The sequence below is a fragment of the Neisseria sp. P0009.S007 genome, assembly GCF_051962515.1.
The window spans coordinates 1-11,246 of the sequence record NZ_JBQCVF010000070.1 but is presented as its reverse complement, the minus strand read 5'-3'; the positions used below and the strand labels follow the sequence as shown (position 1 = coordinate 11,246).

Here is an 11,246-nt window from a genome sequence, read left to right as displayed (position 1 = left end):
TAACAAAGGAAGTCTATATGTTAGCCATTATCGGCGGCAGCGGTTTGACCAAACTGCCGGAACTCGAAATTACTGAAAGAAAAATCGTACGCACTCCATACGGCTTAACCAGCAGCCCTATTTTGTTCGGCAGGTTGGGGCGTTTGGATATTGTTTTCCTCGCCCGACACGGCTTCAGTCATACCATCGCGCCGCATGAAATCAACTATCGCGCCAATATCTGGGCGTTGCACTCTTTAGGCGTTGAAAACATCATTGCCATTTCTTCAGTCGTCGGTATCAATCCTGATTTTGAAAACGGCAGCTTGGTGTTGCCGGACGATTTGATCGACTATACCTATGGCCGTAAAGATACTTTTTTTGAAGGCCAAGAATGCCCTGTCGTCCATACCGATTTTTTCAACCCTTATTGCAATGAATTGCGACAAAAGTTATTAAATATCACGAAAGCGCACAATGTGCCGATTTACGACTCCGCCGTTTATGGTTGCCTGCAAGGCCCGCGCCGTCCGACCCGCGCAGAAATCGCTCGTTATCGCCGTGATGGGGTAGATGTACTCGGTATGACTGGTATGCCTGAAGCCGTTTTGGCCAGGGAGTTGAAAATGGCCTATGCCCACTTTTGCAGTGTCAGCAGTATTGATTGCTTTGATAGCGGAGTAGGGACTGTAGGCTGTAATGAACAGACTTCTATGGCGATGACGAAAATCCGACAATTATTGAATGGTTTGTAACTAATAATGCCGTCTGAAATAATGTTTTCAGACGGCATTGTTTTATTTAAGAAGCCGTTTCACGCGCCCAATGAGGCAGGGAGGCTTTTTGTTTGCGGAACGAGGCAAGTTTCATACCCTGACATTTTTCAAAAATCAATTCAACCCCGCTTTGCAACTGCAAAATTAAATTGGTATGCGTTTCCGTTTTAATAAAGTCAATATTGCGTTGCACCAAGCGCTGAATGACGGCATAAACATCGAGGCAGCCATTTGCAAAAAACCACGGATTTAACTTTACCCAACGGCCGCCGCTTAATGCAGCATTAGGCTGAAAATCAGCACGAATCTGTGTCAGCCGATTGTCGGAGAAATGCAGTTCGATATCGCCATAAAGCCAAATATTCCAGCCTTTTTGTACCAACAAGCCTTTAGGGACGCAATCAGGCGCAGGAAACATCTGCAAAATAGACTCTGCCGATTGTCCGATTTCCAGATAGTCAAATCGGCCGGTATACAAAAAATCATAAATATCAACGGCAATAGGAAAGTGGTAGCGCATGGTAACAACCATAGAAAAGCAATTAACCAAGCTATCTTAAACTTTAAATATAATGAAATCAATTCTTATTTCTATTTATTTAATATAAGAAAGGCCGTCTGTTATTCAGACGGCCTTGTAGGCTTTGATTTAAATCGGTATTGGTTTAATCAGCCTTTAAATCAGCTACGCATTGCTTATCGCGTGCCTCAAAAGCTTCTGCGCCACCCAAGAGCTTGAGTTGCTCCTCAGGACTGATTTTGCCGAAGTTTCGGATTTGCTCGTCAGAGAGTTTGCTCAAAGGCTGATCCCACATGCAGACACAATAGTCTTGAGCCAATTTCTCGTTTTGCGCATCCAAACCTTTTGCCTTCAAATCAGCTTGCCATTTTTCAGCAAAAGGAATGTTTTTCACGCAAGATTCCACCACATTTTGCTTCATCTGCGGCTTGTTCATCGCGCATTGTGAGAGCAGGGCGGTCAGCGCCAGCAACGATAAAATAATCCATGCCCAAATGCGGATGGTGCGGATTTTTGCCTTGGCTTTTTTTCTGGCTGCCAGTTGCTCTTCAGACGGCCTTTCCGTTTGTTGCTCAGTCATGCAGGCTTTCCATGCGGATCATGGTGATCGGAGCATCCACGCAGCTCAGAGCTTCAATCGCTGCGATAGCGCGTTTGACATTGTGTTCCACTGTGGTGTGAGTCAGAATCACGATTTCAGCAGTACTCTGATTAATCACGCCTTTTTGAATCAAAGCCTCGATAGAGACATTTTCTTTGGCCAAGAGTGCGGCAATTTGACCCAAAGTGCCCGGTTCATCAGTTGCTTGAACACGCAGATAGTAGCTGCTGGTAATTTCATCCATAGGAAGAATATTTTGCACTTGAACTTGCGAAGGTTGGAATGCCAAGTGAGGGACACGATGGTCAGTTTCCGCTTCAATCAGGCGGGCAATATCAATAATATCGGCAACTACGGCAGAAGCAGTCGGCAATGCACCGGCTCCTGCACCGTAATACAAGGTTTCACCAACCATATCGGCATTGACACGGACAGCATTCATCACGCCGTTAACGTTAGCCAGCAGACGGCTTTCAGGAATCAGAGTAGGGTGTACGCGCAACTCGATGCCTTTGTCGGTTTTACGGGTAATACCCAACAATTTGATACGATAGCCAAGCTCTTCAGCGTATTTGATATCGCGGCTGTCGAGTTTGCTGATGCCTTCCAAATAGCAGGCAGAAAAGTTCATCGGCGTACCAAATGCCAATGCGCTCATAATGGTAATTTTATGGCCGGCATCATGACCTTCGATATCAAAAGTGGGGTCAGCTTCTGCATAGCCCAAAGCCTGAGCTTCTTTCAATACGTCTGCAAACGCGCTGCCTTTTTCACGCATTTCAGTCAGAATGAAGTTGCTGGTACCATTAATAATACCGGCGATACTGCGGATTTGGTTCGCAGCCAAGCCTTCACGCAAAGCCTTGATAATTGGTATACCGCCGGCAACAGCAGCTTCAAACTGCACCATGACATTTTTTTCTTCCGCCAAAGGGAAAATTTCATTGCCGTATTCGGCCAGTAGTTTTTTATTGGCAGTAACAATGTGTTTGCCGTTTTCAATCGCTTTCAATACCGCATCTTTGGCAATACCGGTACCGCCAAACAATTCCACAACAACATCAACATCTTGATGTTGAACCAGCTCAAACGGATCTTTGATAAAAGCAGCATTCGGGCAAATTTGTTTGGCTTTTTCTTCGCTCAAATCACAAACAGCAGAAATACGGACTTCTCGTCCCAAGCGGCGGCTGATTTCCGCAGCGTTGTCCTGCAATACAGTAGCCGTACCGCCACCGACTGTACCCAAACCTAAAAGACCGATATTTACTGGCTTCATTGTGTCTCCTTTTGAGCCGATACTTTAAAATAATCACGAAAAACCAAGGCTTGTTATAATCGCTTGCAATCGTAAATTCAGAGCAAAGCATCAATGCACAAGGTCAAACGTTGAATCCTACCTGATATTGCTTGATCTTGCACCTTTTTTTGCAAGTTTCCCAAGGCCGTCTGAAAAATCGTTCTACCATAAAAACAGGAATTGCCATGAAAATCACAGAAAACCATATTGATGAAACCGCATCATTTTTTTCATCCTCACAAGGCATATTGCAAATCGGTGAACAAACATATTCAGAACCCATTTGCTGGCAAGATGGCAAAGTGAGCATCATTCCTCAAACAACCATCGGAGAATTAAACGAACAAATTTTTATATCAGCAATTGAAACAGCAGAAAACCGTCCAGAAGTCATTATTATAGGTACAGGAGAAAAACAAAAATTTCTGCATCCCAAAGTTGCTGCAGCCTTATCAGCCTACGGAATCGGCCTCGAATGCATGAATACAGCCTCAGCTTGCCGAACTTTAGTTTTGCTGCAAGGCGAAGGACGAAGCGCATGGGCTTGGTTGTGGCCATAATTTGCAGAAAAGACTATTGCATCATGCTAGCTTAGGTTCGCATAATTTATATTATGTTAAATTCATAATACTAGTATTTTAGCCTGCCAACTCCTGTTTCTCTTATTAAAGAAGAACTTCTACGTTCACAATGAGATTCCTGCCTCCAGATTTAAAAAAATCACATCTTGCAACTAGCGGAACACTTTTTCTAAGTATGTCTAGTACAAGGTACTTCTTCTCAAGGAATATGAAGGTACTTGGTATCGTACTAAGGCTCCCTGCTCCCTACTCGACTTCATTACTCGATAATTAAGGTGACAACTGGCGCAATTAGCCTGTTAGCTGCCTTTAAGAGGTTCAAACACATCGCCTTCAGATGGCTTTGCACACTTACTTTGTTCTGCCCCAAATAGACTGCCCGGGCATAGCGGAATTTACGGTGCAGTGTCAGAAATAACTCACATAATCGAAATAGCGGCTCAATAATCTCTACCGCTTCCCCTCCCTATTCTATTGATCAAATCTCAAAAAACATTTCCATATTATTAAAAACAAGTTAGAATTTCATAAAATTATAAATAATAATCAAACTTATTTGTATTATTTTAGTCAGAGTGTAATCGCATCTATTCGATCTGTCTCATTCAGACGGCCTTACCAATCAAGTTATATGGATTCATTCTATGCAACCGATCAAAGTCACCACCCTCTCCGCCTGCATCGCCGCCATTGGTTTCGTCCCTGCCGTTTATGCTGCAGATAATTCGACAGTTATTCTCGATACCATAACTGTCAAAGGAACTCGAAATAAGGATGAAATCGGTAAAAACCGCGTTTATACCCGCGAAATCGTCAATCTTTACAAGAGCAAAAACGAAGTCGAAACCTTCAAAGGCAACACCGTATCCGACCTTTTAAGCGGTATGTCCGGCGTGTACAGCGGCGACGCGCGCAACAGCGGCGCGCTGGATCCGAATATACGTGGTGTGCAAGGTCAAGGACGGATTCCCGTTACCATCGACGGCACGGAGCAGGCGATTACCGTCTGGCGCGGCTACGCGGGCGCAAACAACCGCAACTACGTCGACCCCAACATCATCAGTAGCGTTTCTATCGAAAAAGGCCCCTCGTTCAGCCGTGATATGAAAAGCGGCATAGGCGGCTCCGTCGCCCTGAAAACCATCGATGCCGACGATATTGTCCCCGAAGGGCAGAAATACGGCTTTGAAGTGAAGGCGGAGGCTTCCAACAATTCCATCAAAAGGCGTGAGAATGCTTATGAACATTCAGTCGATTATCGAACCTTGCCTGTTCCCGCAGTAGCGACGGGTGGTATTTGGCGTTCGTTTTTTGACGATACCGACCGAATCGACCAGCGTTTCAACGGACGCAATAAATTTGGGGAGGATAAAGCCTACCGCATTGCCGCCGCCACCAAGCAGGACAATTTCGATGCCATGCTTGCCTATGCCTACCGCAGTAAAGGCAATTATTTTTCCGGCAAAAAAGGCGCGGAACGCTACGGTTATATCGGTCCTTGGACACAAGAAACTTTAGACGAATTGAAACGTCGTAAAGAAGAAGCCGCTGCCAAGGGTGAGAAATTTTTCGGCAGTGAAAACATGCTGGGCGCACCCGATATTTCAAAAATCGGACTTTTTTATCATCCGGGCGGGGAAGTCAGCAATACCTCGCTCGAAACCAAATCATGGGTAGGTAAAACCACCTTCCGTCTGCCGAACCGCCAAACGCTCAAATTCGGCCTGCGCCATACCGATTCCACGTTCGGCGAAATTATGCCTTCGCGCATTATCGGCCCCATCAGTTGGGATGCGTCCGTCCTCAACAAAATTGCCGAATGGCCGCAGGCATGGGTAAAACAGCGTTCCTACAATATCGACTATTCGTGGAAGCCCGAGGGCAGCCGTTGGATAGATTTCGATGCCACGCTTTGGACAACGCGCACCAAATCCAAAACCAATACCGCAGGTGGCTCACCCGGCGATACCGTTTATGAGGACAACAAATTTCAAATAGCATGGGATGAGTACGACAGATGGCAAAAAGCTACGCCTGAAGAGCGTCAAGAATTGCTGAATGCAGGTTTTGAAGTCCCAAAACCGCCCAAACCCGAAACGCCCAATACAAACGGCAGGTTCAACACTATTGAAGGCAACGCCTATTACGCCCGTAACAACCGTACAGGCTTTCAATTCTCCAACCGTATGAAATTGAGCGACAAACTGTCGTTGACTTTGATGGGCGATTTTCAAAATGAAAAACTGACATCGCGCAATGATTTTTCAGACGAGCTGGAGCGGGGAGGATACGACAAATATCGGGAAGAACTCGAAAACAGCACCATCAGGGCAAATTATGAATTGAACCAATACGGTGTACCTCGCAACGGCAAGCGGCGTGAATACAATCTGGGCTTTAATTTTCGCTACGAACCCTTCCGCTGGCTGACTTTGACGGCAGGTGGGCGATATACCAATTTCCAACTTCAGGATAAAAGCAGACGTTTGGAAAGCGGCACGAATAAGACCGGCGATCCGTTAGAAATGAACAGGGGAATAAAATATTCGATCGGCAGGGTTGCCACGCCGCAAGAATACGCGGATTACAAGGCAATTGACGATGCTTTGGCGAATGGCAGTCTTGATTATGGAGTTTTATATGAAACAGAGGAATACGCAGAACAAAGAAAAAAACATGCACAAATTAGCCTGACTTCGTTTCAAGTCAATTCGCAATATATTCCGACTTTGACAGATGATCGCGAAAAATGGGTCAATCCTAATGAAAAGGTGGATTTCTATTGGTTGAAAGACGATAAAGGCCGTCTGAATATGCAGGATCATCCCCTTACCAATGGCAGCATTCCTGATTTGCACACCAAAGTCGCCAATCCTGTATATGACCCGTCTATTCCAGACAGTCCGCAATTTGTACCTAAATACTACGCAGCCAGTGCAAGTGTTTACACAACGCCAATGACCGAAGCCGAAAGACAGAGGGCAATGAAGCAGAAGGGCAGCGGTTGGGTACCTGCATTTTCTGCCACCATCAATTTTACTGATTACAGCCGCGCCTATTTGCGCTATACCGAAACCCTGCGCTACCCCAGCATTTTTGAAGGGACTTACGGCTTTTCTACCGCCGCCGGCTCATTCAACCGCATGGGCTATGGCTGGCGGCCCGAACACGCCAAAAACTGGGAAGTGGGCTATATTCATGATTTGACGGGGCTGTTACCGAAAATGAAAAAAGCGGATTTCCGCGTCAATTACTTCCATAACAAGACCGAAAACGTTATCGATAGGGACAGCAATCTCGAATTCGAACAATTCGACAGACAAATCCGCAGTGGTGCCGAGCTGTCCACCCGCTTCGATACCGGACGCGTCTTCGGCAGCCTGAACGTATTCCGCAGCCTGAAAAACAAAATGTGCGACGAAAATTTCACTTGGACATCCGCAACAGAGGGCATGGTTGATTCAAGCTATTTTGTGAAAAACGGTAAGACTATGAATCGTCCTGTCTGCAACCACGGCGGCTTGACCGATTCGGGCTATCTGGCAAGCGCGCTTCAACCACGCTGGTCGATTGATGCCGAATTGGGCAGCCGTTTCCTTGCCAACAAACTGGAAACAGGCGTGCGCCTCCATTACCACAGCCGCGTCTATGAAAACCGCAACGATGCTTGGCAGCCATTCTACGATGTGCGCAATAAATATCAGAATGACAATATGAAGCCCCAGCATAACGATATGCGCTGGCAGCCTGTTGCGGTATGGGATGCCTACCTGCGTTATAAAATCGGCAAGAACCTGACTGCCGAGCTTGTGGGCAGCAATCTGACCAACCGCTACTACCTCGACCCGATGAGCCGTTCTTACCTGCCTGCACCGGGCAGAACCATCAGGATAGGGATTACGGGCAAGTTCTAAAATAGTTTCTAAATACAATTATCAAAACTCTGATATTAGTGAAGTGTAAATTTTCAGAAATGATAATAATTCATGTTTCTATTTCCTAAAAATAGGAATATACTTACCTTACTTTTCCAAGAGGGCGGATTTGTAAGTTTGATTCAGATTCTTCTTGAGAAAGTTCGTTGATTTTGTAAAACTTTATTTTGGAGTGAATTATGAAACTCGTAAAAACCGTTGCGGTATTGAGTGTTGCGTTTGCCGCTTCTTCTGTGTTTGCACTGCCTAAAGGTTTTCAAGCCAACCCGACTGGTGCGACGACCGAATCGATTCAAGTCGAAAGGGTAAAGCATATTGGTGTTACTCTTGAAAACGAAGGTGAGCATAAAGGTAAAGCTTCCATTTTTGTTAGTGATAACAAGGCTGTCTCAGGAACTCCAGAGAAAGGTATTGCCAATAACAAGCCTGTTTCTTTTGCCAAAATTGATGCGACGGCAAATCGATTTTTTGTCAAAACGTTCGCTCACGGTATTTTGGGTAAAGACAAAAACGGCGTTACGGTCGCGAATCTGTACCGTATGAAAGGTATTGTTTGGGACAATATTCCAAGAATGCCCGACCATTCCCATTTAGGCCGTTTATCTTATTCTAAAGTCGGTAATATGGATGTTTACTTCGGCGACTGGTCTGCCGTTCCTTCCGGTGCGGCTGTCGGTACAAAAGGTACGAATTACACTGCCTTCTATAGCGGCACGGGTCGAACCACCAATCTGCCGACTACGGGTACTGCCACTTATACGGTTAAGGGTATCAACCAATATCATACGCAAAATACAGCCCTCTTAAACGGTACGTTGAAAGCTGATTTCGGTAAGCGAACGCTGAACGGAGAAATGGAACGCGCAGGTTTGAATGTCGCCATCAACAATGCCACGATTAATACGGCTCAGGCTTCCTTCTCCGGTACAGCTACGGCAAACAAAGTGGCCGGTACGACCCACGGTCATTTCTTCGGCAATCAAGGCGCAGCGATTGCGGGCGTGGCTGATTTTGGTCGAAACCATGCCTATAACACTGCCTTTGGCGGTACGAAAATCGGCAAATAATGAATCATAATGCGATAAGGCGGACGGTTTTTGTCGTTTCCCATTCCGTCCGCCTATAAAACACAAATCATCCGACACACAATGCACATCGTACAGGGCCGTTCGGAAATATCGGGCTTCGCAATGCGTTTAAGCCGGTATTTTTCGAACGGCCCGTGAGTTTGAAGGCGTGCTGTTTCGATGGGCTTGAGAAGCTCATTTTCAGACGACCCGTCATTCAAATAAAAAAATGCTCTGCCCGGTAAAGATGAAATGTCAGTTTTTCTTTGAAAAGGTCGTCTGAAAAACAAAGCCGCCCGATACACAGGAAAGAATTTTATGAAACGCCTTTTGCTCCTTCCCTTTTTTATCAGCCTGCTGCCCCACGCGTTTGCCGACGACAGGGAAGACCGCTTCATGCAGCTCAAACAGGGAACGGAACTCCGCCGCGCTCAGCAGGAAAGGAACGAAGCGGACAATACGGCGATCGAATTCGGCGCGGGAGAAGTGCAGGACGGCGAAGATTTGGCGTTGTCGCTGATGAAGGCGGTCAACGCGCAAAACGAAGAGGAAACGGCTCGGCTGTTAGACATTTACCGCCGTCAGGATGATTACGACCCCGATATAGTGCTGTTTGCCGAGGCCAATCAGGCGGTGTCCCGCGACGATTTGGAGGCCGCGCTGGCGAAATACCGCGAGCTTTACCGCAAAAATCCCGAATTTCTGCGCGGCCGCCTGGATTTGGCGCGGCTGCTGTTTATAGACAAACAAAACAAAGAATCGGCGGCATTGTTCGACGGCATCGATATTCCCGAAGTGCCCGCCGTCAATGAGAAAATCAAAGTGTTTGCCGACGCTTTGAAGAAACGCGATGCGTGGAGCGGCTCGGTTTCGTTCGGCGCGGGTTACGACACCAACTTAAACCAGTCGTCGGGCACGACGGTTGTCCGCAATCAGACAAGCTGCGGTTTCGATTCGAACGGGCAGCCGATTCTGGACGATGCCGGAATGCTGTCCTGCCGCAACGAACAGCTTGACGCCTACGCGCCCGATGCGTTGAAAAACCGGATGTGGGTATATGAAGCCAACTTAAGCAGACGCATTTCGCTCAACGGCCACCACGGCCTGCAACTGGGCGGCTACGCATGGGGCCGGCTCTATCCCGGCAACAAAGAATACGGCGAACACAATATCAACGTCAGCCCCGCTTACAGTTTTCAGAGCAAAGACCATTCCTTCAGTATCGGCCCGCAGGTGCAATACGAATGGTCGGGCGGGAAACTGCGCGACAGCAGCGCCGGCATCAGCACGGCATACAGCCGCACCTTTTCCGACCAAGCCTCGCTGGGCGTGCAGCTCGACCACAAATACGACCGCTACCGCGGTGAATTAAAACATTTCAACGGCCCGCAGACGCTTCTGTTCACCACCGCCATCTACGCCCTGCCGAAAGACTGGCTGGTATTCGGCGGCTACGACTACCTGCGCAAAAACAGCCGCGAAAAAGTGGATTCCTACCGCCGGCACGGCCTGCGCGCGGGCGTCAATAAACGTTTCGAATCCGGCATCGACGCCACCTTTCAGGCAATCTGGCGCAAAACAGCCTATCAGGATTACCATGCCTGGCTGGAAACCCGCCGCCGTGATTTCGAACGCACCTACCAGTTGGACATCAAATTCGATCGCCCTTTCCTCCGCGGCTTCGTACCCATCCTCACCGTAAAACACACTGACAACAAAAGCTCGTCCTGGCTAAATCGCTATAAACGGAATGAATTTCTAATTAAAATAGAGCATAGGTTTTGAAATTAAAGGTCAGCCAGATGATCTCTTGTAAGATTATTATCTTATATTCATAATGTGATTAACTCGCAAATTTCTTACAGTTTAACTTATCAACTTGCTAAAAAAATTTGCAAATAGGCCGTCTGAACTTAATGTTTCAGACGGCCTTTGCAGTATAAATTAGCTATCCCCTACACTTTCTTGTTTCACAAGAGTTTGATGGTACTTGGTATTCTTATATCTCTCCTACTCCACTACACAATAAATTAGGAAGTAGAGGTAAGGTAAAATTAAATAGCCAAGTTTCTCTTAAAACCTATTGATTTTATACTAAAAATTGGAGTACTATGAGCACACTCTCTAGAGTATCACTAATTCTCATTTGACATATAGGAACAATAAGCGGAATTTGTAGAAGAATAGGAAAAAAGAAAATAATTTATATTATGTTAAATTAATAATGTTAGTATTTTAAGCCTGTTAACTCCTGTTTCTCCTAGTCGTACAATAACTTTTACAAAAAGCTTACCTGAAATTTTTCAGATAACCTTTTTACGCTTTTCTTTTCATATATAAATAAAGTAAGATTCAGTCAATAGATATTATTCTTCTATATCACTATCCAATCTCTGGAGTAAAGCACCCCATGGCCGTCAATAAAATCGCCCGTAAAAGCAGCAAATTCCGCGTTGTCTTTACCGTCCCCGATTTCTGCTGGCCGCC

8 protein-coding genes are annotated in these 11,246 nt (G+C 46.2%); 5 read left to right on the top strand and 3 right to left on the bottom strand.

What is annotated here, in order from left to right:
- Nucleotides 1-17: 17 nt before the first annotated feature.
- Nucleotides 18-734, top strand: a complete 717-nt coding sequence (locus ACTHS3_RS07710; protein WP_263336377.1) for an S-methyl-5'-thioinosine phosphorylase — start codon at nucleotides 18-20, stop codon at nucleotides 732-734.
- A 46-nt stretch (nucleotides 735-780) separates the two neighbouring features.
- Here the strand turns inward: ACTHS3_RS07710 and ACTHS3_RS07705 are convergent, their stop codons facing one another.
- The 3 genes from ACTHS3_RS07705 to ACTHS3_RS07695 form a co-directional block, all read right to left on the bottom strand.
- Nucleotides 781-1,275 (bottom strand): hypothetical protein, encoded by a 495-nt coding sequence (locus tag ACTHS3_RS07705; RefSeq protein ID WP_283114512.1) that lies wholly within the window; start codon nucleotides 1,273-1,275, stop codon nucleotides 781-783.
- A 145-nt stretch (nucleotides 1,276-1,420) separates the two neighbouring features.
- Nucleotides 1,421-1,855, bottom strand: a complete 435-nt coding sequence (locus ACTHS3_RS07700; RefSeq protein WP_128580684.1) for a hypothetical protein — start codon at nucleotides 1,853-1,855, stop codon at nucleotides 1,421-1,423.
- Entirely contained in the window at nucleotides 1,848-3,155 is a 1,308-nt protein-coding gene (locus ACTHS3_RS07695; RefSeq protein WP_070644763.1) for a homoserine dehydrogenase, read from the bottom strand. Before ACTHS3_RS07695 ends, ACTHS3_RS07700 begins: the two co-directional genes overlap by 8 nt.
- 206 nt (nucleotides 3,156-3,361) lie before the next feature.
- On the opposite strand from ACTHS3_RS07695, the gene ACTHS3_RS07690 reads away from it, so the two are divergent.
- The 4 genes from ACTHS3_RS07690 to ACTHS3_RS07675 all read left to right on the top strand — a co-directional run bounded on the left by ACTHS3_RS07690 (nucleotide 3,362) and on the right by ACTHS3_RS07675 (nucleotide 10,544).
- On the top strand, nucleotides 3,362-3,736 hold the full coding sequence (locus tag ACTHS3_RS07690; RefSeq protein ID WP_004520381.1) for an Mth938-like domain-containing protein: 375 nt from the start codon (nucleotides 3,362-3,364) through the stop codon (nucleotides 3,734-3,736).
- Between the two features lie 665 nt (nucleotides 3,737-4,401).
- On the top strand, nucleotides 4,402-7,671 hold the full coding sequence (locus ACTHS3_RS07685) for a TonB-dependent receptor domain-containing protein (RefSeq protein ID WP_070644759.1): 3,270 nt from the start codon (nucleotides 4,402-4,404) through the stop codon (nucleotides 7,669-7,671).
- Between the two features lie 200 nt (nucleotides 7,672-7,871).
- Nucleotides 7,872-8,759, top strand: coding sequence for a Slam-dependent surface lipoprotein (locus ACTHS3_RS07680; RefSeq protein ID WP_285070248.1), 888 nt, complete (start codon nucleotides 7,872-7,874; stop codon nucleotides 8,757-8,759).
- Nucleotides 8,760-9,077: 318 nt separating this feature from the next.
- The gene (locus tag ACTHS3_RS07675) at nucleotides 9,078-10,544 is read left to right on the top strand and encodes a surface lipoprotein assembly modifier (protein ID WP_049343865.1); all 1,467 of its coding nucleotides are present in this window, start codon (nucleotides 9,078-9,080) and stop codon (nucleotides 10,542-10,544) included.
- Nucleotides 10,545-11,246: the final 702 nt, after the last annotated feature.

Bases quoted from the DNA above. Each gene is read 5' to 3' on its own strand.
- ACTHS3_RS07710 (WP_263336377.1), top strand. From the start codon at position 18: ATGTTAGCCATTATCGGCGGCAGCGGTTTGACCAAACTGCCGGAACTC.
- ACTHS3_RS07705 (WP_283114512.1), bottom strand. From the start codon at position 1,275: ATGCGCTACCACTTTCCTATTGCCGTTGATATTTATGATTTTTTGTAT.
- ACTHS3_RS07700 (WP_128580684.1), bottom strand. From the start codon at position 1,855: ATGACTGAGCAACAAACGGAAAGGCCGTCTGAAGAGCAACTGGCAGCC.
- ACTHS3_RS07695 (WP_070644763.1), bottom strand. From the start codon at position 3,155: ATGAAGCCAGTAAATATCGGTCTTTTAGGTTTGGGTACAGTCGGTGGC.
- ACTHS3_RS07690 (WP_004520381.1), top strand. From the start codon at position 3,362: ATGAAAATCACAGAAAACCATATTGATGAAACCGCATCATTTTTTTCA.
- ACTHS3_RS07685 (WP_070644759.1), top strand. From the start codon at position 4,402: ATGCAACCGATCAAAGTCACCACCCTCTCCGCCTGCATCGCCGCCATT.
- ACTHS3_RS07680 (WP_285070248.1), top strand. From the start codon at position 7,872: ATGAAACTCGTAAAAACCGTTGCGGTATTGAGTGTTGCGTTTGCCGCT.
- ACTHS3_RS07675 (WP_049343865.1), top strand. From the start codon at position 9,078: ATGAAACGCCTTTTGCTCCTTCCCTTTTTTATCAGCCTGCTGCCCCAC.